This is a genomic window from Sulfuricella sp., from assembly GCA_041651995.1.
Classification (GTDB): Bacteria; Pseudomonadota; Gammaproteobacteria; order Burkholderiales; family Sulfuricellaceae; genus Sulfurimicrobium.
Window position 1 is genome coordinate 93,681 of record JBAZID010000006.1, and the last position, 24,278, is coordinate 117,958.

22 protein-coding genes are annotated in these 24,278 nt (G+C 54.8%); 17 read left to right on the forward strand and 5 right to left on the reverse strand.

What is annotated here, in order from left to right; translation table 11 throughout:
* The first annotated feature begins 131 nt into the window (after positions 1-131).
* Positions 132-1,133, forward strand: a complete 1,002-nt coding sequence (locus tag WC392_09885; GenBank protein MFA5242666.1) for a hypothetical protein — start codon at positions 132-134, stop codon at positions 1,131-1,133.
* A gap of 60 nt (positions 1,134-1,193) precedes the next feature.
* Complete coding sequence (locus WC392_09890; GenBank protein ID MFA5242667.1) at positions 1,194-1,970, forward strand: ZIP family metal transporter; 777 nt, start codon at positions 1,194-1,196, stop codon at positions 1,968-1,970.
* Here WC392_09890 and WC392_09895 read toward each other — a convergent pair.
* Positions 1,911-2,123, reverse strand: coding sequence for a hypothetical protein (locus tag WC392_09895; protein ID MFA5242668.1), 213 nt, complete (start codon positions 2,121-2,123; stop codon positions 1,911-1,913). The genes WC392_09890 and WC392_09895 overlap by 60 nt on opposite strands.
* Positions 2,124-4,826: a bifunctional [glutamate--ammonia ligase]-adenylyl-L-tyrosine phosphorylase/[glutamate--ammonia-ligase] adenylyltransferase gene (gene glnE / locus WC392_09900; GenBank protein MFA5242669.1), complete on the reverse strand. Its 2,703-nt coding sequence runs from the start codon at positions 4,824-4,826 to the stop codon at positions 2,124-2,126.
* A 105-nt stretch (positions 4,827-4,931) separates the two neighbouring features.
* On the opposite strand from glnE, the gene acs reads away from it, so the two are divergent.
* The 6 genes from acs (at position 4,932) to WC392_09930 (ending at position 14,163) form a co-directional block, all read left to right on the forward strand.
* Positions 4,932-6,899, forward strand: a complete 1,968-nt coding sequence (gene acs, locus WC392_09905; protein MFA5242670.1) for an acetate--CoA ligase — start codon at positions 4,932-4,934, stop codon at positions 6,897-6,899.
* 68 nt (positions 6,900-6,967) lie between these two features.
* Positions 6,968-10,789: a YhdP family protein gene (locus WC392_09910; GenBank protein MFA5242671.1), complete on the forward strand. Its 3,822-nt coding sequence runs from the start codon at positions 6,968-6,970 to the stop codon at positions 10,787-10,789.
* A gap of 134 nt (positions 10,790-10,923) precedes the next feature.
* Positions 10,924-11,757: a carbon-nitrogen hydrolase family protein gene (locus tag WC392_09915; GenBank protein MFA5242672.1), complete on the forward strand. Its 834-nt coding sequence runs from the start codon at positions 10,924-10,926 to the stop codon at positions 11,755-11,757.
* A 10-nt stretch (positions 11,758-11,767) separates the two neighbouring features.
* Positions 11,768-13,243: a metalloprotease TldD gene (gene tldD, locus WC392_09920; protein ID MFA5242673.1), complete on the forward strand. Its 1,476-nt coding sequence runs from the start codon at positions 11,768-11,770 to the stop codon at positions 13,241-13,243.
* A 41-nt stretch (positions 13,244-13,284) separates the two neighbouring features.
* Positions 13,285-13,545 carry a hypothetical protein gene (locus tag WC392_09925; protein ID MFA5242674.1) on the forward strand — a complete coding sequence of 87 codons (261 nt, stop codon included), beginning with the start codon at positions 13,285-13,287 and terminating at the stop codon, positions 13,543-13,545.
* A 276-nt stretch (positions 13,546-13,821) separates the two neighbouring features.
* Positions 13,822-14,163, forward strand: coding sequence for a DUF2934 domain-containing protein (locus tag WC392_09930; protein MFA5242675.1), 342 nt, complete (start codon positions 13,822-13,824; stop codon positions 14,161-14,163).
* A 15-nt stretch (positions 14,164-14,178) separates the two neighbouring features.
* Here the strand turns inward: WC392_09930 and WC392_09935 are convergent, their stop codons facing one another.
* On the reverse strand, positions 14,179-14,730 hold the full coding sequence (locus tag WC392_09935; GenBank protein MFA5242676.1) for a hypothetical protein: 552 nt from the start codon (positions 14,728-14,730) through the stop codon (positions 14,179-14,181).
* A gap of 35 nt (positions 14,731-14,765) precedes the next feature.
* Positions 14,766-14,975 carry a heavy-metal-associated domain-containing protein gene (locus WC392_09940; GenBank protein MFA5242677.1) on the reverse strand — a complete coding sequence of 70 codons (210 nt, stop codon included), beginning with the start codon at positions 14,973-14,975 and terminating at the stop codon, positions 14,766-14,768.
* A 319-nt stretch (positions 14,976-15,294) separates the two neighbouring features.
* Between WC392_09940 and WC392_09945 the strand changes: the two genes are divergently transcribed.
* The 4 genes from WC392_09945 (at position 15,295) to WC392_09960 (ending at position 17,150) form a co-directional block, all read left to right on the forward strand.
* Entirely contained in the window at positions 15,295-15,987 is a 693-nt protein-coding gene (locus tag WC392_09945) for an MOSC domain-containing protein (GenBank protein MFA5242678.1), read from the forward strand.
* Positions 15,988-16,255: 268 nt separating this feature from the next.
* On the forward strand, positions 16,256-16,489 hold the full coding sequence (locus WC392_09950; protein MFA5242679.1) for an addiction module protein: 234 nt from the start codon (positions 16,256-16,258) through the stop codon (positions 16,487-16,489).
* A gap of 167 nt (positions 16,490-16,656) precedes the next feature.
* On the forward strand, positions 16,657-16,878 hold the full coding sequence (locus tag WC392_09955) for a hypothetical protein (GenBank protein ID MFA5242680.1): 222 nt from the start codon (positions 16,657-16,659) through the stop codon (positions 16,876-16,878).
* A complete protein-coding gene (locus WC392_09960; GenBank protein ID MFA5242681.1) occupies positions 16,875-17,150 on the forward strand; it encodes a type II toxin-antitoxin system RelE/ParE family toxin in 276 nt (91 codons plus the stop codon). Before WC392_09955 ends, WC392_09960 begins: the two co-directional genes overlap by 4 nt.
* A 110-nt stretch (positions 17,151-17,260) precedes the next feature.
* Here the strand turns inward: WC392_09960 and WC392_09965 are convergent, their stop codons facing one another.
* The gene (locus WC392_09965) at positions 17,261-17,944 is read right to left on the reverse strand and encodes a class I SAM-dependent methyltransferase (protein ID MFA5242682.1); all 684 of its coding nucleotides are present in this window, start codon (positions 17,942-17,944) and stop codon (positions 17,261-17,263) included.
* A 189-nt stretch (positions 17,945-18,133) separates the two neighbouring features.
* On the opposite strand from WC392_09965, the gene WC392_09970 reads away from it, so the two are divergent.
* From WC392_09970 to WC392_09990, 5 genes are all read left to right on the forward strand, one after another.
* Positions 18,134-19,603 carry a lipopolysaccharide biosynthesis protein gene (locus WC392_09970; protein ID MFA5242683.1) on the forward strand — a complete coding sequence of 490 codons (1,470 nt, stop codon included), beginning with the start codon at positions 18,134-18,136 and terminating at the stop codon, positions 19,601-19,603.
* A 243-nt stretch (positions 19,604-19,846) separates the two neighbouring features.
* Positions 19,847-20,785 carry a glycosyltransferase gene (locus tag WC392_09975; protein ID MFA5242684.1) on the forward strand — a complete coding sequence of 313 codons (939 nt, stop codon included), beginning with the start codon at positions 19,847-19,849 and terminating at the stop codon, positions 20,783-20,785.
* On the forward strand, positions 20,704-22,131 hold the full coding sequence (locus WC392_09980; protein ID MFA5242685.1) for a hypothetical protein: 1,428 nt from the start codon (positions 20,704-20,706) through the stop codon (positions 22,129-22,131). The genes WC392_09975 and WC392_09980 overlap by 82 nt, the downstream gene beginning before the upstream one ends.
* 2 nt (positions 22,132-22,133) lie before the next feature.
* A complete protein-coding gene (locus WC392_09985; protein ID MFA5242686.1) occupies positions 22,134-22,907 on the forward strand; it encodes a polysaccharide deacetylase family protein in 774 nt (257 codons plus the stop codon).
* Positions 22,900-23,955 (forward strand): glycosyltransferase family 2 protein, encoded by a 1,056-nt coding sequence (locus WC392_09990; protein MFA5242687.1) that lies wholly within the window; start codon positions 22,900-22,902, stop codon positions 23,953-23,955. The genes WC392_09985 and WC392_09990 overlap by 8 nt, the downstream gene beginning before the upstream one ends.
* The last annotated feature ends 323 nt before the right edge of the window (positions 23,956-24,278 follow it).

A 24,278-nucleotide genomic window follows, 5' to 3' on the forward strand; every position in this document is an offset into this window, starting at 1 on the left:
TGGTTTTCGGGTTGTTCGCGCCGCTCATTTTTAGTCAGAGACCAAGTAGCCCCTTTATGAGGACTGCTTGAACTAGAATAGGCATTGTTTGAATTGTGGCCTGATCAATAAACTCACTGGAATCTAGCAGTATGTTGAATATCGATGATGAATTGCAGAAAAAGGTCTTAAGAATTTCTCAAGAGCCTTATGTCTATTTGGATGAACTGCGGGTACATCGCCTCCTGACGGAAAACCCGCTGGAATATTACCGCTTCATGCGGGATGAACTGGCTAATATTGCTGCTGGGCGAGCCGAACTGGAGTTGCCTCCCAAGCAGGTATTTTCCGATCCCGGCTGCTCTTCGGATTTTCGAGTCATGCCATGCATCGTGCGCAGGCCTGGCAGTGCGAGAAAAACGGTAAAGCTGGTTGGTACCAATACCTTGCAGCAACTGGTTCCGGACCAGATCACGGTCGGCAAGGCTTTTGTGCTTCATCCCGAGGAAAATTTTGTTAGTCACGTACTCGAGGCATGTTTGCTCTCATCGGCAAGAACCGGCCTTTGTGCGGCCATTGCTGTTGATTTGTTGTCTCGCGCCAGGAAAAAAATAACGGTTATCGGCGCAGGGCGCGTCGGCTATTACGCCGCATTTTATGCGGCTCAGCTTGGTGGGGCCGGGGAAATTTCCATTTTCGATAATGACTATGCCAGAGCCCTGCAAACGACAGCGCTTCTGGCTCAGCAAATCCCGGCTGTACGTTTCTCTGCTCTTGGAGAAAATCAAGCATCCAGCGATGCCGATGTGCTGGTGCTGGCTACCACAAGCACCGAGCCAATTTGCAGCCCGCATGGCACCAATGCCGGCCTGATAATCAGTCTTGGAGCCGACACTGATTATCAGCGCGAACTGGATTCGACATGGGCCAAAGTGGCCGATATTTTTGTGGACACTCAGGATTGCACCCGTTTCGGCGATCTTAACTCGTGGCGCGAAGCTGGCCTGATTGATACTGCAAGTCTGGTCGACCTGTTTCAATTGCTGCGTGATGGAGCGCCTGATGATTCAGCCCGCCGCCGTGTATTCGTTTCAACTGGCTCGGCGTTATTTGATAATCTCACCATCGGCTATTTGCTGTCAAAAATCGCCTGATTATTTATGAAGACTTGACAGCCTCCGTATAATGGCAATTTTCCAAACTATTCCCGTCCAATGTCCATTCTTGCCTGGATCATCGTTTCAAGCCTGCTCGGCGGTGTACTGAGCGTTGCCGCTGCCGCGCTGTTCGCTTTTTCCGCGCGCGCTTCGATGGTGCCGCTGTTGGTGAGCTATGCGATCGGTGCCTTGCTGGGCGCGGTGTTTCTGGAGATACTGCCGCATGCCTTCGAATTGAACAACGATGTGCATACCATGGCGGGCACGGTGCTGTTCGGTATTCTGCTGTTTTTTACCCTGGAAAAGCTGGTGCTGTGGCGCCATTGTCATCACACCGAAGAGTGCGAGGTGCATGGCGTTCACGAAGGCCACACTGATCACGGCCGCAGCGGCATGATGATCATGGTCGGGGATACCTTCCACAATTTTGTCGATGGCATCCTGATCGCTGCCGCCTTCATGGTGGATATCCAGGTGGGCATAGTGACTTCGCTGGCCATCATCGCGCACGAGATTCCGCAGGAGGTGGGCGACTTCCTGATTCTGTTGCATTCCGGTTATACCAGGCGCCAGGCGTTTACCTTCAACCTGCTGTCGAGCATGGCTACGCTGGTGGGCGGGGTGCTGGCTTATTTTGCCCTGCAATCGATGCAGGGCGTGGTGCCTTATTTCCTCGGCATTGCCGCGGCCAGCATGATTTATGTGGCGGTAGCGGACTTGATTCCAGGCCTGCACAAGCGCCCGGAAATCAAGGCTACTATCCAGCAGGTGACGCTAATCGGTCTTGGTATCGCTTCCATCTGGCTGGTTGGTGCTCTGCTTGGCAGCCATTGAGCGCCTGCGCTGGGGTGTGCCGAACAGCCAGAGAAAAATTGCCAGTGGCACCAGCCCGTAAAACAGGAAGGTCATCAGCCCGGCGATAAAGCTGGTTTCGGTGATGGACATCATCACCACTACATAAAGCCAGCCGATGGCGATGATGTACATCTAGCCTCCCTCAAACACTGTTTGCCACAGCGCCTTTACCCCGGTCGCGAATGGCGCCGCCTGCTCCGGTGCGATGCGGGCATATTCGGAACTCTGCAGGCGCAGTGCGTGCTGCCACTGGCGAAAATGGCGGTAAGCCTCGCGTGCGTTCCCGGCTTGTTCCGCCGGAATCAATTCCAGCTCCGCAGCCAGGCTGAGCAAGGCCAGATTGCCGATATTGCGGGTCAGTTCCGGGTGTTTGTGGGCATGGGCGAGGACCAGGTACTGCACTGCAAACTCCACGTCGATAATCCCGCCGCGGTCATGCTTGAGATCGAACTGGCCGCTTTTGTTGGGATGGGCGTCGAGCATTTTCTGGCGCATTTCCAGCACTTCTTTTTTCAGCGCCGCGGTATCACGTTCGCGAATCAATACCTCATGGCGAATCTGTTCGAAACGCGCGCCGATTTCCGCATCTCCGGCACAGTACCGGGCGCGCGTCAGGGCCTGGTGTTCCCACACCCAGGCCTGGCTGTGCTGATACTGGGCGAAGGCCTCGACCGAGCTGACCAGAAGCCCGCTGGCGCCGTTGGGCCGGAGGCGCAAGTCCGTGTCGTAGAGCATGCCGGCAGGGGTCAGGCTGGTGAGCCAGGAATTCATGCGCTGCCCCAGCTTGGCATAAACCTCCGCGGCTTCCTGTGCGTCGTCGTCGTAGAGGAAAATGATGTCGAGATCGGACACATAGCCGATTTCCTTGCCGCCCAGCTTGCCGTAGCCGATGATCGAGAAACGCGGCTGTTCGCGGTGTCTGACACGCAAACCCTGCCAGCAGAGGCGCAGGGTTTCATCCAGGATCATGTCCGCCAGATCGCTGAGGTGATCGGAGAGGCGTTCGAGCGACAATACCTCCGCCAGATCCTGGGCGACCAGGCGGAAAATCTGCGCCTGCTTGAAGTGCCGCAGGATATCCATCTGCCTTTCGGTATCGCCCTCGGCACCATCCAGTAATGCGCGTAGTTCGGCTTTGGATTTTTCGCGGTCTGGTGTTGCGTGAAGCGTGCGAATGTCGAGCAGTTCATCCAGCAGCACCGGGTGCTGGGTGAGATAATCGGATACCCACGGGCTGGTGCTGCATAGCCGGGCAACCTGGTTCAGGGTTTGCGGATATTCCAGCAGCAGGGCGAGATAGGCGGCGCGGCGGCTGATGTTCTCCAGCAGCTTGAGAATGCGTTCAAGTGTCTCGTCAGCATTGGGAAAGCCTGCCGCGACTTCGATCAACGGCGGAAGCAGGGCATCGAAACGGCTGCGGCTGGTGTCTGGCAGCTGTTTGTAGCGATTGCTCCGGCGCAGGCTGGTCAGGCGCTGAAATGTTCCGCTGCCATCCTGGTAGCCCAGTGCTTCGAGCCGTTCTGTGGCTTCGGTATCGTCCAGCGACCCTTGCCACAGGCCTGTGAGCGGGTGGCTCTGCTGCTGGCTGTGCGGCGCGGCGAACACCTGTTCGAAATGGCGCGTCACTTTCTGGCGATGAACGTTGAGCGCGGCAAGAAAGTCATTCCAGTTATCAAAGTGCATGGACGATGCAATCAACTGGCGATCGTTTTCGTTGCCGGGCAGGGTCTGGGTCTGGGCGTCCTCGAGATATTGCAGGCGGTGTTCCAGATTGCGCAGAAAGACATAGGCCTCGCGCAATTCATTGACTGCCCCGGGTTGCATCAGTTCGCGCTGGGTGATCAGGTCCATGGCTTCCAGGGTGGAACGGGTCTGCAAGGCCGGCTCCTTGCCGCCGCGGATCAGCTGGAATACCTGGGTGATGAATTCGATTTCGCGAATGCCGCCGGGGCCGAGCTTGATGTTGTCGTCCAGTTCGCGGCGTTGCACTTCGCGGCGGATTTGCGCGTGCAGTTCGCGCATCGAGGAAAAGGCGCCGAAATCCAGGTACTTGCGGAACACGAAAGGGCGCAGCATGGCGGCCAGCTCCTGGTACTGGCTGCCGCAGATGGGACGGCCCTTGATCCAGGCGTAACGCTCCCATTCCCTCCCCTGGGTGTGGTAGTAGTTCTCCAGCATGGCAAAACTTGCAACCAGCGGCCCGGAATCACCATATGGCCGCAGCCGCATATCCACCCGAAAGACAAAGCCATCCTGAGTGTTCTCGTTCAGTGCGGTGATCAGTTTTTTGCCCAGCACGGTGAAATACTCGTGGTTGCTGACATGGCGCGGCCCGGTGGTTTCACCATCTTCCGGATAGGCAAAAATCAGATCGATATCCGACGATACATTGAGTTCGCCGCCCCCCAGCTTACCCATGCCGACGACGATAAGATCCTGAGCGGCACCACTTTCCTCGCCCATGGGCTGGCCATACTGTGCATTCAGCCAGACCGTCAAATGTTCAAGCGCAAAAACAGTCGTGACTTCGGCCAGTTGCGTGGCGTTGTCCATGACTTCGCGCAAATTGGCCAGGCCACCGATATCGCGCACGATCAGGCGCAGCATGACGCGCATGCGCAGCATTCTCAGGGCGGATTTGAGGCTGGCTTCGTCGCTGATTACGGAAGCGGCAAGCGCGGCCTTCATCGCTTCGGCATTCCAGGGGACATGCAAGCCGGTTTGCAGTTCAGCCAGCAGGAGAGGGTTGCTTTGAGCCAGACGCTGTAAATAGCGGCTGTGATGCAACCCTGATTCGATGAGGGTCTGGTCGGGTGTGATCGATGGCGAGCTCATGATAAGTTTCTTGGTCTTGTATAAGATATACGATTCGGAATGTGGAAAGCACGGGCGTAAAGCGATATTATTAGCAGTTATTGTATCCCTATGGAGATGAAAAACATGGCGTCGATCGAATCTGTGCTGCATGAAACCCGTGTATTCCCGCCGAGCGACGAGTTCCGGATTCAGGCCAATGTGCCGGGGATGGAATCTTACAACGCCCTGTGTGCCGAGGCGGAGCGGGATTATGAGGGTTTCTGGGGCAGGCTGGCGCGTGAGCATATCGAGTGGAAAAAACCTTTCACCCAGGTGCTGGACGAAAGCCAGGCGCCTTTTTACCACTGGTTCCAAGATGGTGAAATGAATGTTTCCTACAACTGCCTGGATAAGCATCTGGCAACGCAGGGCGACAAGACCGCGATCATTTTCGAGGCGGACGATGGCAAGGTCAGTCATGTCAGTTACAAGGAGCTGCATCTGCGCGTGTGCCAGTTCGCCAATGGCCTGAAGTCGCTCGATATCGGCAAGGGGGACCGCGTCATCATCTACATGCCGATGTCGGTCGAGGCCGTGGTTGCCATGCAGGCCTGCGCCCGTATCGGCGCGATTCATTCCGTGGTGTTTGGCGGATTCTCGGCCAAGAGCCTGCACGAGCGCATCATCGATGCCGGCGCCAAGGCGATTATCACAGCCGATGAAGGCATGCGCGGCGGCAAGGCGATTCCACTCAAGGCTGCCGTGGACGAGGCCCTGGCCACGGGAGGTTGTGAATGCGTCAGGAAAGTGGTGGTTTACCGCCGCAGCGGCGGCGCGACCCAGTGGGATGCCGCCCGGGATCTGTGGTGGCACGATCTGGTCCTGAATCAGGCCGCAACCTGCGAGCCGGCCTGGGTCAGCGCGGAAGATCCCTTGTTCATCCTTTACACCTCCGGTTCGACCGGCAAACCCAAGGGCGTGCAGCACTCGACCGGCGGTTTTCTGCTCGGCGCCATCCTTTCGATGAAATGGGTGTTCGATTACAAGCCGAATGATGTTTACTGGTGTACCGCCGACGTGGGCTGGGTGACCGGCCATACCTATGTGGCCTATGGCCCGCTGGCAATGGGCGCGACCGAGGTGATTTTCGAGGGAATTCCCACCTATCCGGATGCCGGCCGTTTCTGGAAAGTGATCCAGGACCACAAGGTCACCACTTTCTACACCGCACCCACGGCCATTCGCTCGCTGATCAAGCTGGGTGGCGATTTGCCGAAACAATACGACCTTTCCTCGCTGCGCCTGCTGGGCACGGTGGGTGAGCCGATCAACCCCGAAGCCTGGATGTGGTACCACGAGGTGGTGGGGCAAAGCCGTTGCCCGATCGTCGATACCTGGTGGCAGACCGAAACCGGCAGCCACATGATTGCGCCGCTGCCTGGCGCCGTGGCGACCAAGCCCGGCTCCTGCACCTTGCCCCTGCCCGGCATCATGGTCGACATCGTGGACGAAGTCGGCCATCCGGTTGAGAAAGGCCATGGCGGCTTCCTGGTGATCGAGCGCCCCTTCCCGTCCCAGTTGCGGACGCTGTGGGGCGATCCCGAGCGCTTCAAAAAGACCTATTTCCCAGAGGAATTGGGCGGCAAGTACTATCTCGCCGGCGATTCTTCCCATCGCGACAATGACGGCTATTACTGGATCATGGGCCGTATCGACGACGTATTGAATGTTTCCGGACACCGTCTCGGGACCATGGAGATCGAGTCCGCCCTGGTGGCCAATCCGCTGGTGGCTGAAGCTGCCGTGGTCGGCAAGCCGCATGAAATCAAGGGTGAGTCCGTGGTGGCCTACGTGGTGCTGAAAGGCATCCGGCCCGAGGGTGAAGCAGCCCGGCAGATTGCAGCGCAACTGCGTGACTGGGTGGGCAAGGAGATCGGCCCGATTGCCAAGCCGGATGAAATCCGTTTTGGCGATAATCTGCCCAAGACGCGTTCGGGAAAAATCATGCGCCGTCTGTTGCGTGCGCTGGCCAAGGGCGAGGAAATCACCTCCGACACGTCAACCCTTGAAAATCCGGCGATCCTGGAGCAGCTCAAGGCCGCAGTTAAGTAAGCGATACCCGGCGTATAATTGAACCGCAGTGGAATTTTTCCTCTGCGGTTTTTTTATTTCAAGAAGCTATGCTCATAACCACCGCTCGTTGGCTGCACCGTTTTTTTGTCTCAGCACTGATCCTGAGCGGTCTGGTTTTTGCCGGAATTGTGTTGGGCCTGCGCTACTGGCTGCTGCCCAATATCGCCGACTACCGTGAAATTATCGCCAGCTCTATCAGCCAGGCAGCCGGGCAGCGTGTAACCATTGGCATGATAAATGGTGGTTGGGATGGGTTGAGGCCGCACCTCAACATGCGCGAAGTTGATGTCTATGATGTCGCTGGTAATCCTGCACTGCGCCTGGAGCACATCGAAGGGACGCTGGCCTGGTGGAACCTGGCGTGGGGCGAAATCCGCCTCCATTCACTGGAGATTGACCGGCCCAATCTGGCGCTGCGCCGGACTGCCAGGGGTGAGATTTTTGTCGGCGGCGTGTGGGTCAATCAGCCCGGCAGCGAAAGCGGTTTTGCCGACTGGTTGCTGCGCCAGCATCGCATCATCGTACGAAAAGCGACCCTGACCTGGCAGGACGAGTTGCGCCAGGCCCCTTTGCTGGAGCTTGATCAGCTTGATCTGCGTCTGGAAAATCGCGGCAAGCGGCACCGCTTTGGCCTGCACGCAGTACCGCCTCCGTCTCTTGCCTTGCCATTTGATCTTCGCGGTGATTTGAAAGGAAATGATCTGGGAGATATTTCGGGCTGGTCGGGTACGCTTTATGCCCGGCTCGACTATACCGATATCAGCCAGTGGAGAAGCTGGATGGACCTGCCTTTCCAGCTGGAACGCGGCAAGGGGGGCGTCCGGGTCTGGCTTGGCCTGGATGGCAGGAAGCTGAAAGGTCTGACCGCAGACGTGCAACTCAAGAATGTGCTGGCGCGCTTGCGCCCCGACTTGCAGCAACTGGATATGGCAGTGCTTGGCGGGCGCCTGAGCCTGGCAGATCTTGCGCCGGGACAACTGTTTCAGGGCAGTGAATTCTCTTTTCTCCTGCAAGATGGCACGGCCTTCGGTCCATCCAGGGCGAGCCTGAAATTAGTCCCTGCGCGTGGCAAGAAACCTGCTCAGGGCGAACTGAAAGTGGACCGTCTTGAACTTGCTCCATTAGCCGTGCTTGCCGATTATTTGCCTGTGAATGGCGAAATGCGGGCTGCCTTACGGCAAGTGCAACCCAAAGGCGCGCTGTACGATTTATCCGCCAGTTGGAATGGCTCATGGCCGGAGTTGCAGCGCTATGAAGTCAAGGGCAAATTCACCAATCTCGCAGCCGGTTCCTATGCGCTTGATTCAGGCGCTCAACTGCCGGGATTCGTCAATTTGAGCGGACATCTGGATTTCAGCGAAAAAGGCGGGGCGCTGAATCTCAACTCGCGCAAGCTCAGCCTGATTTTCCCCAAAATGTTTGATCATGCGCTGGATCTGGACATCCTGACTGCCCAGTTGGGCTGGAGCAAAAAAGGGGGGCAGCATGAATTCAAGCTGGGCAGTGCGTCGCTCGCCAACGCGCATCTGGCGGGAACCGCTTTCGGCAGCTACCGCACCAGCAGCGAGGGGCCGGGCCAGATCAATCTGAGCGCCCGGTTCAATCGCGCGGATGCGCGTTTTGTCAGCCACTACATGCCGCTGGTGGTAGGTGAGGACACGCGCAACTGGCTGGCCCGTTCCCTCAAGGCAGGGCATGCCAGCGATGTGCAATTGAAGCTGAAGGGTGATCTGGCAAAATTCCCCTTCGAGGATGGCAAATCGGGCCTGTTCGAAGTGGCTGTCAAGGCGAATGGCGCCCGGCTTGAATATGCGCCGGCATGGCCCGGGATCGAAGACATCGCTGTCGATCTGCTGTTTCGCGGCAAACGCATGGATATATATGCCCATGCGGGCCATACCCATGGCATGCAGCTCGGCAAGGTCCATGTCCAGATACCGGACCTGCTTGCCATGGAAGAAATGCTTCTGGTTGATGGCGAGGCCCAGGGGCCGACCCAGGACATGCTGAAATTCATCGATCAAAGCCCGGTCAACGATATGATCGACGGCTTCAGCCAGGGCATGCAGGCCGACGGGAAAGGAAAACTCAATCTCGCCCTGAAAATTCCCCTGCGCCGTCTGGACGACATCAGTGTGGCTGGCAGTTATCTGTTCCAGAACAACAAAGTGATGCTGGGCGAGGGGATGCCTGCGCTGGAGCAAGTGAACGGTGCGCTCCGGTTTACCGGTTCATCGGTTGCCATTCAGGGCCTGTCAGCCCGGTTTCTTGGCGGTCCTGCCTCCATCAATGCCTCGACTCAACAGGGGCTGATCCAGATCAATGCAAATGGCAAGGCAACGGCCGAGGGGCTGAGCAGGGCCTTCCCGCATCCGCTGCTACAGCGTTTGCAGGGAAGCGCGAACTGGAATGGCTCGATTGCCTTGCGCAAGAAACTGGCCAACGCGATCTTTACTTCCAGCTTGAACGGCATGGGCAGCACCCTTCCTTTGCCGTTTAACAAGCAGGCGGGGGATAGCGTCATGTTACGGCTGGAACGCAAGGCGGCGACGCTGGAACAGGATGTCATCAGTTTCAGCTATGGCAATGTGCTGGCGGCACAATTCGCAAGAAGTCAGCAATCCGGCCAGATGAAGGTGGAGCGTGGCGTCATTCGTCTGGGTGGCGGCCCGGTGGAGTTGCCAGCGAATGGCATCTGGTTGAATGGCTCGCTGCCATACCTGGATATCGATCACTGGCGTGAATTGACAAATGGGAGCGGGGGTAATGGCGAGGGCCTCGCCCTGGATGGCGCCAATTTGAAACTGTCTGTGCTCGACGCTTTCGGAAGGCGTTTCAAGGATCTGAGCGTGAATGCCTGGAAGCTGAATGACGGGTGGCAGGCTGCGCTTGAAAACCGGGAAATGAGCGGCAGCGTCAACTGGAAGCAGGGGGGGGCAGGACATGTGAACGGGCGCTTCAAGTCGCTTTCCATTCCTCCTGCGGCGCCACCCAAGCTGAGTGCGCCGGTCACGGTCAGCGAAAGCACGGAATATCCGTCGCTGGACATCATTGCCGACAATTTCAGCATTCGCGATAATCAGCTGGGGCGGCTGGAGCTTGTTGCCGCGCCGAGCGGACGAGACTGGCGCATCAACAGGCTGAAGTTGAATACGCCGGAAACCACGCTTTCACTCGATGGCATCTGGCAGAACTGGGTGCAACAGCCGAGGAGCCAATTCAACCTGCAACTCGAAACCAGTGATATCGGCAAGCTGCTGGCGCGCGTGGGCCACCCCGACAGCGTCAAGGGGGGCAAGGCAGTGCTGAAAGGGCAGCTTTCCTGGAATGGCAGTCCGGCCGATATTCATTATCCTTCCCTGAGCGGCACGATGTCGCTGGAAGCAAACCGGGGGCAATTCCTGAAAATCGAACCCGGGATCGGCAAACTGTTGGGGATTTTGAGTTTGCAGGCGCTGCCACGGCGTATTACCCTCGATTTTCGTGATGTATTCAGCGATGGTTTTGCTTTTGACGATATTTCCATGAACGTGAAAGCCAGTCAGGGTGTCGTCAGCAGCAATGATTTCAAGATGGATGGACCCGCAGCCAAGGTCAGCATGCAAGGCGAAACCAGTCTGGCTAACGAAACACAAAATTTGCGGGTGCGCGTGGTGCCGGTGCTGGGTGATACGGTTACCAGCGCGGCAGCCTTTTTGGGTGGACCCGTGGTGGGCTTGACGACATTGCTGGTGCAAAGAGTGCTGAAGGACCCGATCGGGCAAATAATTGCCTATGAATACAGCATTACCGGAACATGGGATAATCCGGTGGTGGCCAAGCTAAAGAGAAATAGCGGGGATGGCAAGATATGGGAAAGTGGCAGTTAGTGTTAACAGGCCCCGGCTTCAAGTCTTGAATTCAAGCTTGTCGGCTGCATAGTTGAAACACCAGAGAAACCAATGAGGAATCCATGAACAGCAAGGCAAAATCCAGTTTCGCGAAACCCAAGGCGCGCACCACCATGCTGAAAACGGCTCCGCCGCCAGGATCCTGCCGGGTTGCCGCCATCCAGATGGCTTCCGGTCCGAATGTGTCCGCCAATCTGGCTGAAGCCGAACGCCTGATTGCCGCAGCCGTAAGTCAGGGCGCAAAGCTGGTGGCCTTGCCGGAGTATTTCTGCATCATGGGTCTGAAGGAAACGGACAAGGTCGCGGTGCGTGAAGCCGAAGGCAAGGGGCCGATCCAGAAATTTCTCAGTGCCCAGGCAAAGAAACACAAGATCTGGCTGGTGGGCGGTTCGATACCGCTCGAAGCCTCGACCCCCGGCAAGGTGCGAAACAGTTGCCTGGTTTATGACGACAAGGGCAAACTTGCCGCGCGCTACGACAAGATTCATCTTTTTGGCCTTGATCTGGGCAACGAGCATTATCGTGAAGAGGAAACCATCGAGGCCGGTGACCAGGTTGTCGTGCTGGATACGCCATTCGGCCGCATTGGCTTGTCAGTCTGCTACGATCTGCGTTTCCCCGAGCTTTACCGTGCCATGAAGGATGTCGATCTGATTGTGCTGCCTTCCGCTTTTACCGATACCACGGGGAAAGCGCATTGGGAGACCCTGGTGCGCGCCCGAGCGATCGAAAATCTGGCTTATGTCGTGGCGCCCGCCCAGGGCGGATACCATCTGTCCGGACGCGATACGCATGGCAACAGCATGATCGTCGACCCGTGGGGCGTTATTCTGGACCGCTTGCCACGTGGCTCCGGCGTCGTGATCGCGAATGTCAATCGCGGCTATCAGGCCAGCCTGCGCGCCAGTCTGCCCGCCCTGCAACACCGCACCATCCACCAATGCTGAAGAATCCTACATGACCGTACAAACACAATCGCAGCAAGCACCGATCGAACCCGGCACCCTGTTCGCCACCGCGGAAAGCACGCTGCTCAAACCCTATCATCTGGATGAAGCCCGGCTGCAACAGGTGTTCGGCCAGATCATGACGCATCAGGCCGACTATGCCGACCTGTATTTCCAGTACAGCCGCGCTGAAAGCTGGAGCCTGGAAGAAGGGCAGGTCAAATCAGGCAGCTTTGATATCGATCAGGGTGTCGGCGTGCGTGTAGTGAGCGGCGAGAAAACGGCTTTTGCCTACTCCGACGAAATCAGCCTGCCCGCGCTGACCCAGGCAGCCGAAACCACGCGTGCCATCGCCCGTCAGGGCGGAGAAGGGCGAACACATGCGCTGCGGCGCGCCATGGGGCACGGCCTGTATCTGCCACACGACCCCATTGCCAGCCTGAACGATGTGCAGAAGGTAAAACTGCTGGAAAAACTGGAACGGATCGCCCGTTCACTGGACCCGCGCATCACCCAGGTAATGGCCGGACTGGCCGGGGAATACGAAGTGGTCATGGTGGCCCGCAATGACGGCCTGATGGCGGCCGATGTACGGCCTCTGGTGCGCCTGTCCGTACAGGTCATCGCGGAGCAGGACGGACGCCGCGAACAGGGTAGCGCGGGCGGCGGCGGACGCTTTGATTACGCCTATTTCAGCGATGAAATATTGGAACAGTATGCGAAGGAAGCCGTGCACCAAGCGCTGATCAACCTGGATGCCCGCCCAGCGCCAGCGGGCGCCATGACCGTGGTGCTGGGGGCTGGCTGGCCCGGCATTCTGCTGCATGAAGCCATCGGGCATGGCCTGGAAGGCGACTTCAACCGCAAGGGAAGCTCGGCTTTCAGCGGACGTGTCGGAGAAAGGGTGGCGGCGGATGGCGTGACCGTGGTGGATGACGGGACTATTGCACGGCGCCGCGGCTCCCTCAATGTGGATGACGAGGGCAACCCGACCCAGTGCACCGTGCTGATTGAAAATGGCATTCTCAAAGGCTATCTGCAGGATTCGCTCAACGCGCGCCTGATGGGGGTTGCGCCGACCGGCAACGCGCGGCGCGAGTCCTTTGCCCACATCCCCATGCCGCGCATGACCAATACCTACATGCTCAACGGCGACAAGGATCCGCAGGAAATCATCGCTTCGGTCAAGCACGGCCTGTATGCAGCCAATTTTGGCGGCGGACAGGTGGATATCACCAGCGGAAAATTCGTTTTTTCTGCCGCCGAGGCCTACATGATCGAAGACGGAAAAATCACTTATCCGGTAAAAGGCGCCACCCTGATCGGAAATGGCCCGGATGTATTGACCCGGGTCTCGATGATCGGCAATGACATGAAACTGGACCCTGGTGTCGGGACCTGCGGCAAGGAAGGCCAAAGCGTTCCGGTTGGCGTCGGGCAGCCGACGCTGCGCATCGATGGTTTGACCGTCGGCGGAACGGCGTGAGGTTTTTTGCAGTCGCGGCTCTGGCCTGCGTTGCGCTATCCGTGAATGCAGCACCGGCTGAGTTGTCATCCGAGCCGGATACCCCTCATTATTTCGAATATTTCGATCCTGAACAAAAGCCCTGGCAGCCAGGCCAGGCGCTCAACATTGAAGAAGTCTTCAAGAATTATCAATATTTTGAAATCCGCTTTTTGAACAACGGAGCTGAAATTCGGGTCCGGCGATATATCCAGAACCAACGGGAGGGGGAAGTGCGCTACCGTGTCTTGCCGGATGGCTCGCTGGCTAAAATCAGTCAGTGATACAAATCGGTGCGGGTGCACCAGTCCTGTGCGTGTTCCCGCAGCATGTCCTTGACATTTCTGTGGCGCGGGGAGAACATCACCCGCCTTGAAACAAATGATCTCCGGTGCATGCCTGAGTGCGTTCCTGGCTGATTTATTTCATTCGTTTCACAGCTGGAACATAAATTGCATCGTTTTTAATCGCAGTTCTCAGTAAAATACATTTCATGACAAAAATCCGTCATGTTGCGGCAATATTATTTACGCATAATTTAAATTTTTGGAGCAAATATCATGGTTGACGCAAAAACTGAAACAGCGGCAAAAGTCAAAAAAGTGGCCGCTTCGAGCGCCAAGACTGCAACCGTAAAAGCGGCAGCCAAGCCGGTAGCCGCGGCGAAACCCGCCAAAGCGGTAGAGCCCAAGGCAGCGGCAAAAAAACCAGCGGCGGCAAAACCCGCAACTAGCCGTGCCAGCAAGGCTAAAAGCCTCAAAAACGTGACGCCGGAGCAACGTTACCGGATGATTTGCGATGCAGCATACTTCAAAGCGGAAAGACGCAACTTTTCACCAGAGAACGAAGTTCAGGACTGGCTGGACGCTGAAGCTGAAATCAACAGCCTGCTCGGCATGTAGGCATTCCCGCAACCGTTATGGTTGCGGCGCTTCGCCTCCAGACGCACCCTTGAGGAATTCGTCGAACTCGCCCATGGAAATTTCCTCAACTTCCATGCCTTTGCGGGCGAGGTGGCGCACGTCGTAGTTTTCACCATGATTTATCGACTCCGCTTCCGCACCGGATTCACTGCCGGCGCTGAGTTCTGGAATTGTGGCGGCATGCTCGCCTGAAGACGGTTGATCCTGCGGATATCCAGGTTTTTCTTCGTAGTTATAATCGGCTTGTTCCGGTCCCGGATCGTCGCTCTCGTCCATCTTGAAACGCCAGAATACGGCAGGAACCTGAAACCCGAGCTTTTCCTTCAGATGGCGCTTGATCTGGATTTCGAGGATATTGGAAAACCGCAATTTCTTTTGCGGAATGGCCTGAATAAGCACCACCGGGTTGCATTCATAATCCAGGGTATAAACCTTGAAATTCACCACATCCCGGATTTCGAGGAAGCGGATTACCTCATTGTTGATGCTTTTCAGTGTGCGTTTGTCGATACCGCCGGGTTTGTCACTGGAGAGGAATGAAAACATGAACGCTGTTATCTCTATTTTTGATGGGACCCGGTTTATTTTATCACTTCATAACCGGCGTCATTGATTGCGCTCCTTAATTGATCCGTATTTGCCATGGACGGATCGTAGGCGATGACAACCTCGCCATTTTCCAGGGTGATATCCACGCCGCTCACGCCGGGAATCGGTTCCAATACGTTTTTCACGCTGCGCACGCAGCCCATGCAGGTCATGCCCTTGACGGTGAGAGTGATTTTTTCCATGTGAGGCTCCTTTGTAGTGTTGATCCCAGATTATCCATTAGGGCCAAAACACCGCTGTAGGAGCGGCGCCCTCGCCGAGATTCGCGCCGGGGGCGGCGCTCCTGCATGACCGTGCATTCCAATGGATAATCTCGGTTGATTATAGGTAGAGGCTATTGTAGCCTCATGGCTATTCAGCGCCAGCCAGAAGTAGAGTATTCAGGTACTGTTGGTATATAACGAAACATTATTCTGCTGCCCAGAGTTCCATACCGTGAACGGATGGATGCGGGGTCAACCGGTTGATTATTGTTCCAATCTTTCTGGAAAAAAGACAAGCATGATGAAAATCTCTACCCTGCTTGCAGGCCGTGCCGTGCCATTCGGCCCGCCCGGCCATCTAAGCGCCATCCACAAAATACCTGTGGCGGGCCGAATCCGGATCGCGACCAACGGCCTGGTGTGTGACCAGCAAGGCGACACCGAAAGGCATGGCGGGCCAGAAAAGGCGCTGCACCACTACCCCCTGGATCATTACGCTACCTGGCTCGCCGAACACCCGGAGTTTGCAGCTCTGCTGGAACATCCCGGTGCATTCGGCGAGAATTTCTCCACTACTGGAATCAGTGAGGAGCATGTCTGCATCGGCGACATCTACCGTGCCGGAACAGCGCGGGTGCAGATTTCTCAAGCCCGCCAGCCATGCTGGAAACTCAATGTACGCTTTTCCGACCCCAGGATGGCGCGCATGGTGCAGGAAAGCCGCCGCACCGGATGGTATTACCGCGTGCTCGAAGCTGGCGAAGTAGAAGCTGGCGATACGCTGGAACTGCTCCAGCGCCCCCACCCCGATTGGCCACTGTCGCGCCTGCTGCACTGCTTTTACGCGGATACGCTTAACTACGAGGCGCTGCGTGAAATCGCCGCGCTGGACCTGCTCGCCGAATCGTGGCGAAAAATCGCTGTCAACCGGCTTGAGCAGCGCGGAGTGGAGTCATGGTTGCGACGCCTCACCCGCCCGGCCAGCAAATGAAAGCAGGAGATAAATATCAGTCAGACTGGGGCTGTCGCGCCGCCAAAATGCTTTGCTCCTGGATGGCAAACGCATAAAGTTCATATGACATTAGTTTTTCCACCGGGCATGGCGCAGTTGTTGGTATTATTGGCGCCAACTGGCGCCGGCAAGAGATCAATCGTCGAGCTGCCCAGCCTGCGCAGCCGACCAAGACAAATGCCAGATCGCCGTTGCAGCATAAAGCCATTGTTTGACCAGAATCTCTAACTCCCAAGGAGCCCTGAAGATGAACCTCACAATTGAACAAATCGCCGAGGAGGCGCTTTCCCTCCCTAGCGAAGCACGTGCTTTGCTTGCTGATCGCCTTGTTGAAAGTCTTGATCCCTTGGAGGACGGCTACATACGGCAGCTTTGGGCTGCTGAAGCGCGCACCCGCCGCGATGACGTCAGGAGTGGCCTGGTTAAAACCATTCCGGGTCAGGAAGCGCTGGATCGCGTCCGGAAATCAGTCACACGATGAGATTCGAGTTTCACCCGGAGGCTCTGGTCTTGCCGGTCGCCTAGCGGGAAACTGAGAATCCGTGACTGACCCCATTATTCACATTGACCTTGAAAAAAAATAGATAATAGGTTGCAAAAGGTTGCCTTATGGTGCATAACTGAAACATTTATGGGGGGGTAATCCTTATGTCTACAGCGCTTAAATTGTCAGATGAATTGATTGAGCTCGCAAAGCCACACGCAGCGGCAAAACACCGTTCCGTGCCGAAGCAGATTGAGTATTGGGCGCGTTTGGGTAAGGTGGTCGAGGAAAATCCAGAGCTACCTTTACAGTTCATCCAAGACACGCTGCTAGGGCTTGAAGAAGCCAAGGCCGGGCAACTTTCTGAATACAAATTCGGTGCGTGATTAATTTGAAAATCATAACAACACCGTCCTTTGATAAGGCCGTGAAGAAGCTGCCTTCCCAAGGGAAAAAAACGGTCGATGATGCTGTGCGCGTGATCGTGGCAAAGCCAACGATCGGCGAGGCCAAAAAAGGAGACTTGTTGGGCGTGCGTGTTTACAAATTCAAGATCAACAAACAAGAAATTCCTTTATCGTATAGCGTTGGCAGCGATGAATTGTTGCTGATTGCATTGGGTTCACATGAGAATTTTTATCGTGATATGAAGCGATGAAAACAAAATCGCTACCCTCTGACAGCAGGCGGTCAGAAGTGATTGTGTTCCCGGCGAATGACCAGCTTGCGGCGCCTGAAATGGTCGCGCGCAGATAGCATTGGATGGCCTCATCTATCGACTTTAACAATACCCAAAATAAATTTATGCTTCGAGCCAGGAAATAAATCCCCGGTTTTAATTGTGACTTGGGAGCCTAATTGGGAAAGCATGGCTTGCACAGATTCCGTAGTGAAAATTTGTTGATGCTCCAGTTCTTCATGGGGGTGCATCGTATCGTTGGGCACGCTACACATAACAATGCCGCCGGGGCGAACAATACGTGCCATCTGTTGTAGTGTTTTTTCAGGGTAATCCAGATGTTCAAAGACTTCAGTAGCAACAGCAACGTCGAAAGTATTGTCAGGTAAAGGTATCTTTGGTAATTGGCTGACAACGGTATTGAAGCCTTCTTTCTTTAATTGATCGCAGGCCCAGCTTGAAAAATCCAGGCAAGTAAGTTCTGCGTCGCGTTGTTGCTTGATCAGTTTGGAAAGCCTCCCTACACCGCAGCCAACATCAATAACCCTGGCTTGCTCTGGAATTTGTTCCAGAATTAGCGCAAACAATTCTTCGTAATTTCTTTGGCAGGAATCATTAGCCCATTCTTTGTTCCAATAGTCCGGTGTATTGATATTGGTGCGACCAAATTTGATGAGCTTATAGAGCTTGGGGGTTTTGGGGCGAACCTGATTTTCCAGCCAGATATTAAACTGATTTCGGATGCGCCATGGAATGATTTCTTTAAGTTTCATTTGTAAATCCTACATAGATTCAGAACCCCTGATCGGGTATCCTTCAAGCATACAGGTGTTATGCGATCGCAATTTGCATAACATCATAACAAATGTCTGTGGTTGGCGGCATTCACTGGTTTTCAAAAATCCCATGCTCAAATTTAAATTAATTGGCGTAGTTTCCGGTAATACGGATAGGTTCTAGTCGTGAGCCTCGGAGAAAAAATCCGCAGTGGCGCTAAATGGTCTTTTTTTGGCAATACGACTAGCCAGGTACTTGGTTTTATATTTGGTATCGTGCTCGCACGCTTATTGGCTCCCGCTGATTTCGGCGTACTGGTCACTATTTCGGTTTTTACCGGTCTTGCCGGGTTTATTGCGGGGGGGGGCATGGGGCAGGCACTGGTGCGTGCCAAAGAGGCGACAAAGCAGGATTACGACATTGTATTTACCCTACAGATCATCATTGGAAGCCTGATCTATGCTGCTTTCTTTTTTGCCGCTCCATGGTTCGCCACGTGGTATGACACCCCCCTGTATACCGATTTGTTACGAATCTCAGCGCTGTCTTTTATTCTTCGACCCTTTGTCAACCTGCCAAGCAGTATCCTGTTCCGGGAAATGCGATTCAAAGCACGTAACATTGCCGGAATTACCACGGTGTTTATCTCCAGTGCAGTAAGCATTGGTATGGCTTATACCGGCTATGGCGTATGGAGCTTAATTTTCGGCGGCATAGCCGGATCGGCCTCCAGTGCGCTCCTGCTGGCTTTTCTGGCAAAATGGCGACCCGGCTGGTCGCTTGATTTTCGGCGGGGAGGGGAGATTGCCCGCTATGGTTTGTTGTTTACTGCTACCGATTTTCTGGGGTACTTGCGGAATCAGGCCAGCATCTTCATTCTTTCCCGTACACTCGGCCCGGCAAGTGTTGGTTTATACAACAAAGGCGAAAGCCTGGCCAAAATGCCGCATTCATTCATTACGCATTCGGTTTACCAAGCACTGTTCCGGGCCATGGCTTCTGAACAGGACAATCTGGATAAATGCCGCTATCTCTTTTTCCGGAGCATCTCGCTGGTCGCGATTTATGCCACACCATTTTATGTGGGACTTTTCTGGCTGGCTGAACCGCTTATCAATGGTGTGTATGGGGCCAAATGGTCTGCGGCTGCTGCGCCACTCGTCATACTAACGCTCGCCTGGCCATTCTGGCTGATGGAAAACTTGTCGGGTGCGGTTCTCGCCGCGATGAACTGGCTGGGGCGCGAATTGCCCGTGCAAATTTCTACCCTCGTCATCACAAGTCTTGCCGTAATAATTGGGCTGCCCCATGGCATTGAAGGCGTTGCTTTCGGTATTGTCGGAGCAACCATTTACTGCGCCCTGCACATGCTCTGGCTTGCTATAAATTGCCTGAAGGCCAGTTGGTTGGACTATGTTCGCGCTCTCATCCCAGCTGCATTCCTGAATCTCATTCTGGCGGGCGTCCTGTTTCTTGTTGATCATGCATTACCCGCTAGTTTGCGTGCCAGCAATTTTATCTATATCGCAGTGATGGTTATTATGGGGTGCCTGGTGTACGCCCTATGCTTTCTCTACCTGCCTTTCACTTCGCTACGAGGAGAGCAGCAGCGCTGGAAAGCAATTCTGCTACTAAATAAAACCTCGATACCATGATGTTTATCTTTCTGTGTAGAGCAAGTTTCATGTAGGTTGGGTTAGTGGCCTTATCGCGTAACCCAACAAACCAAAACCTCAAAACCTTGAGATCGACAATAAAAAAACGTAACACTTGTCATATTTGAATATGAACCTTCACGCTGATAAACTTTGGGCGGCATTATAAAAAAATATCTGCCAACAAATCGAACTGTTCGCGTTATCGCGTTAACCCTCTATCCAGTTCCATAAACAGAAAATATGCCTCAAACGCTGCTAATTTCAATTGTCATGCCATGCCACAATGGTGCCGCTCATGTTGCAGGAAGTGTATTAAGTGTTTTAGATCAGACATATAAGAATTTTGAGCTGATTGTGGTAGACGATGGGTCTGTGGATGAGAGTCTCAAGATCCTGGACACGTTTGACGATCAGCGAATAAAGGTGTTTTCTCAGCCGCACTCGGGCGTTAGCCGAGCCAGGAATTATGGAATCAGCAAAGCCAAGGGAGAATATATGGCTTTTCTTGATAGCGATGATACATGGGAAGCATCGTTTCTTGAGCGAATGGCAGCTTCTCTTGAGCAGAATCCAGATGCGGCTCTGGTCTATTGCGGCTGGCAGAACCTTGGGGTAGAGGGGGGGCGCGGTAAGCCTTTTATTCCACCAGCCTATGAGGCTCCGGAAAAGCACTTGCTTCTATTGGTGGAAAATCGTTGGCCCATCCACGCTGCGCTAACCCGGAGCGAGGCTATTCGCAAAGCGGGCGGTTTTGATGAGCGTTTTGTGATTGGGGAAGATTACCTGCTTTGGCTGCGGATCGCTTGTTTCAATATCATTACAAGAGTCCCTGAGGTTTTGGCTTACTATCATCATCATGGCGGTGTGCAAGCCACGAAAAGCAAACTACGTCGGGCGCGGGAGGTCTGGCTGGTGAAACGCGCCTTTCTCAAGGAGCATCCTGAATTGGCGAAAAAGCTTGGGCGTAAGAAAGTAAGAGAAATTACTCACGGGAGCCTTCTGGAGTGGGGGTATGTGCATTACTGGAAGAGGGATCTGCCTGTGGCCAGAAGCATTTTCAGAATTGTAATGCGGTACGGTTACGGATCACTTAAGGATTGGATGTATATGTTGCCAGCCTTGCTTCCGCAACGGTTGCATCAACTGTTTATTGCCATGCTGTCATCAAAGGCACGGTAACTTTAAGTGATAACTTTTTTTATTTTAAATTCCAAAGTAATTACCCTGGGGATGTAATCGTGGGAATCTATCAAGCGATTCTAGAAACCCCCTTTATACCCTGGCGATTGCGGCACGCGCTGGAGGTCTGGTCGGAAACACGGGGGTGGCGTGAGTACCCGGCGCTGTACCGTTGGCTTCGCTTTGGCCAAATTTCAGACCCAATCAGCCAAGTGACATGCGGGCCCAAGCATCATTTCTTCGGCTACTATGACAAGCCGCCGTGGAATGCTTCGGGCAGTTTGATGCTGGCACACGAGGCCGAATTTAACGATAGGCCGCCAGGTGACGAGGATAGTGTCGCTATTGGTATTGTTCGTTTGGATCAGGGTAATCGCTTTGAACCTCTCGGGCAGAGCAGCGCCTGGAACTGGCAACAGGGTGCGATGCTGCAATGGCACCCCGCCGATCCGGAGAATCTCTTGTTACACAATGATCGCCGTGATGGGCAGTTCGTGTGCGTGGTACGCGACAAGACAGGGAGGGAACTTGCTGAACTCAACCGGCCAATTTACGCTGTCTCTCCCGATGGCCGCACCGGATATAGCCTTAACTTCGCGCGTTTGCATACCCACCGCCCTGGTTATGGCTATGCGGGATGCTCAGACCCTTGGGCTAATGATCCCCACCCGGACGGGGATGGGCTTTATCGGGTTGACCTTGCGAATGGTCAATCGGAATTGATCATCTCGCTACATCAGCTTGCTCATACGAACCCTTCACCCGAAATGGCGGGCGTGTTTCACTGGATTAATCATATCCAGATCGCCCCTGATGGGAAGCACTTTGCCTTTTTTCATATCTGGCGGGTGGGTGAAAGCGGCTGGCACGTTCGCCTCTACACTGCCGACGCGAACGGAAAAAATTTGAATTGCCTGCTCTCAACCGAATTTGTCTCGCATTATGATTGGCTGGACAACGAGCAAATCCTTATCTGGGCGAAGGATTCCGATAGCCGGGGGCACTTCTGGTTGTTGCGAAATGGCAGCGATGAACGCAAGGTTATCGGGGGTGGCGAACTCACCGAAGATGGGCATTGCAATTTTTCTCCAGATCGCCGCTGGGTGCTAAACGACACCTATCCCGATGGCTACGGACTGCGAACCCTGATGCTTTACGCTTGGCCGGATGGCCCCAGAGTGGATATTGCCCGGCTTTATTCCCCGAAGGAGCGCTGGTGGGGCGAGATTCGTTGTGACCTGCATCCCCGCTGGAATCGCGACGGTAGGCAAGTTTGCATAGACTCGGTGCATAATGGCGAACGCCAAATGTACCTTGTCGATGTCGGCCGGATTGTTCAAAAGTAGCCATGAACCGTGCACTGATTCTGATGTATCACGCCATCGACGAACCACGCAGCGCGGCTGAAGCACGCTTCTGTGTGACGCCGGCAGCCTTTCACGCGCAGATGGCGCATCTCGCTGGTTCGGGATATACGCTAATTTCCCTTGCCGTATTGGTCAATGCAATCAAGTCAGGAAACGCCATTCCGGTCAACAGCGTCGTTGTCACTTTTGATGACGGCTTCGAGTGCTTCCGGCGTAACGCACTACCAGTGCTCACAGAATTCCGTATTCCGGCCACGCTGTTTGCGGTGGCGGGGCTTCTGGGCGAAAAGAATTTCTGGATGCAGGCCAAGGATTGGCCAGAGCGCCGACTGATGAGTACAGAAGATATTCGCTCCATACACGGCGCTGGCGTAACAATTGGTTGCCACGCTCTGACCCATATGCCGATGACGACAATGTCTAACGCCCAATTGGTGGAGGAAACCGCTGGCGCCCGTCGCATCCTGAGCGATGCGCTCAATACTGATGTATGCCTTTTTGCTTACCCACATGGCGCACAAGGTGAACGTGAGCGGCGTGCCGTCGCAGATGCGGGGTTCATTGCCGCTTGCTCAACCGATCCGGGATTCAACCGCAGTCAGGCCGATCTTTTTGCCCTGCGCCGCATAGACGTATATGGTGACGACTCTCTTTCTGGCTTCCGCCGCAAGTTGCAGTTTGGCGCTAACCGTGTCAGTCTCAGTGATATCGCCCGCTATTACCTCAATCGGATTGTGAGTCCTTTCCATGTCTGAAACGGTGTCTCAATCGCCACTACCCTTCGTAAGCGTCGTTGTGCCTGCCATGAATTGTGCCGAAGACGTGCAAGGCTTTGCTGATGCCATGCTGCGCCAGGATTACCCAACTGATCGTTTTGAAGTCATCGTGGTGGACAATGGATCTTCCGATGACACATTTGAGCGTGTTCGCGCTGCTGGGTTGATCGCGCTGCAGCGCAAGGAAAAAGGCCGTGCGCGGGCACTAAATACCGGGGTCGAAGCCGCCCAGGGCGAAATCATCCTCACCACGGACCTATCTTGCCGTGCAGAACCGGACTGGATTCGTGCGGTTGTTGAGACTTTTTCCGCCTACCCAACAGCAGGCTGCGTGGCGGGCGAGATCAAACTACTGAAAACACATGAAAACGCGGTGATCCGTTTCCAGGAAAGGAACAGCTACATGTCCCCCTTGCTCGCTTTGAATCGAATCCACTTTCCGTATATGCCCTTTGCCGATGGCGCCAACGCCTCATTCCGTAAGCGCGTGTTCGAGGAGATCGGCGGTTTCGAGGAGAGCTTCGTGAAGGCCGCTGACGTGGAAATCTGCTATCGCATGTTGGTGCTAACCGATTACTTATTGGTCTTCAACCGCGCGGCGCTGATGTGGGAGCCGGGCGAACCATCGCTTCGAGCCCTCTTGCATCAGCGTTTCCGCATTGGATTGGGTTCTAACCTGTTACGCATGAAGTATCCTGCGTTGCACGCTGTTCTAGGATCAGGCTTTAGCTTACGTAGGTCATACTGGCAATTGCGGCATAATTTCATCACCTCACTGCATTTGCACCGCCTTAATTTTGGCGCGCTCTTTGGATATAAGCGAGACGCAGCCATTGACGCAAATATCCGCCAACTCATGAACTGGTTCGATTGGTATGGCAGCCATTACGGTCGCTGGTGGTTGGATCGGCAAGGCATTCGTCCCACGCCAGTGGATGAAGCGTGTTTGCGCCGCTTCATGGAGCAACCGGAGCAGGTGCGGGAACGCGTGCTTCTAGTGGATATTCCTATTGGAAAAGGAACATGATTCGGTTGGCACTGCGGTTGAGCGATCTCCTCCTAGACTAGGTAATCTAGGAATTGAGAACAGTGATTGTCTCCATTTTTGGTATGATGATGGGCTATCGTAAGCGCCAGCGAGAAGTATCTGCATGATACGTTTGCTTTGTGACTCCAGTCATTATTACTATTTACTATCTAAATGATTTCATGGGACCTGGGGGTGCAAGCCCCCGTTTTTATATGGCATATTTACAGGAATTGTCCGCTTGGGTGAGTCATCAGCCCCTCTCTATTGACCGGGCCAGAATTTATTTCAATTGTAGGTTGGGCTTTAGCCCGACAATTCGG

Coding starts and splice junctions, on each gene's coding strand:
- WC392_09885 (MFA5242666.1), top strand. CDS start 132: ATGTTGAATATCGATGATGAATTGCAGAAAAAGGTCTTAAGAATTTCT.
- WC392_09890 (MFA5242667.1), top strand. CDS start 1,194: ATGTCCATTCTTGCCTGGATCATCGTTTCAAGCCTGCTCGGCGGTGTA.
- WC392_09895 (MFA5242668.1), bottom strand. CDS start 2,123: ATGTACATCATCGCCATCGGCTGGCTTTATGTAGTGGTGATGATGTCC.
- glnE (MFA5242669.1), bottom strand. CDS start 4,826: ATGAGCTCGCCATCGATCACACCCGACCAGACCCTCATCGAATCAGGG.
- acs (MFA5242670.1), top strand. CDS start 4,932: ATGGCGTCGATCGAATCTGTGCTGCATGAAACCCGTGTATTCCCGCCG.
- WC392_09910 (MFA5242671.1), top strand. CDS start 6,968: ATGCTCATAACCACCGCTCGTTGGCTGCACCGTTTTTTTGTCTCAGCA.
- WC392_09915 (MFA5242672.1), top strand. CDS start 10,924: ATGCTGAAAACGGCTCCGCCGCCAGGATCCTGCCGGGTTGCCGCCATC.
- tldD (MFA5242673.1), top strand. CDS start 11,768: ATGACCGTACAAACACAATCGCAGCAAGCACCGATCGAACCCGGCACC.
- WC392_09930 (MFA5242675.1), top strand. CDS start 13,822: ATGGTTGACGCAAAAACTGAAACAGCGGCAAAAGTCAAAAAAGTGGCC.
- WC392_09935 (MFA5242676.1), bottom strand. CDS start 14,730: ATGTTTTCATTCCTCTCCAGTGACAAACCCGGCGGTATCGACAAACGC.
- WC392_09940 (MFA5242677.1), bottom strand. CDS start 14,975: ATGGAAAAAATCACTCTCACCGTCAAGGGCATGACCTGCATGGGCTGC.
- WC392_09945 (MFA5242678.1), top strand. CDS start 15,295: ATGATGAAAATCTCTACCCTGCTTGCAGGCCGTGCCGTGCCATTCGGC.
- WC392_09950 (MFA5242679.1), top strand. CDS start 16,256: ATGAACCTCACAATTGAACAAATCGCCGAGGAGGCGCTTTCCCTCCCT.
- WC392_09955 (MFA5242680.1), top strand. CDS start 16,657: ATGTCTACAGCGCTTAAATTGTCAGATGAATTGATTGAGCTCGCAAAG.
- WC392_09965 (MFA5242682.1), bottom strand. CDS start 17,944: ATGAAACTTAAAGAAATCATTCCATGGCGCATCCGAAATCAGTTTAAT.
- WC392_09975 (MFA5242684.1), top strand. CDS start 19,847: ATGCCTCAAACGCTGCTAATTTCAATTGTCATGCCATGCCACAATGGT.
- WC392_09985 (MFA5242686.1), top strand. CDS start 22,134: ATGAACCGTGCACTGATTCTGATGTATCACGCCATCGACGAACCACGC.
- WC392_09990 (MFA5242687.1), top strand. CDS start 22,900: ATGTCTGAAACGGTGTCTCAATCGCCACTACCCTTCGTAAGCGTCGTT.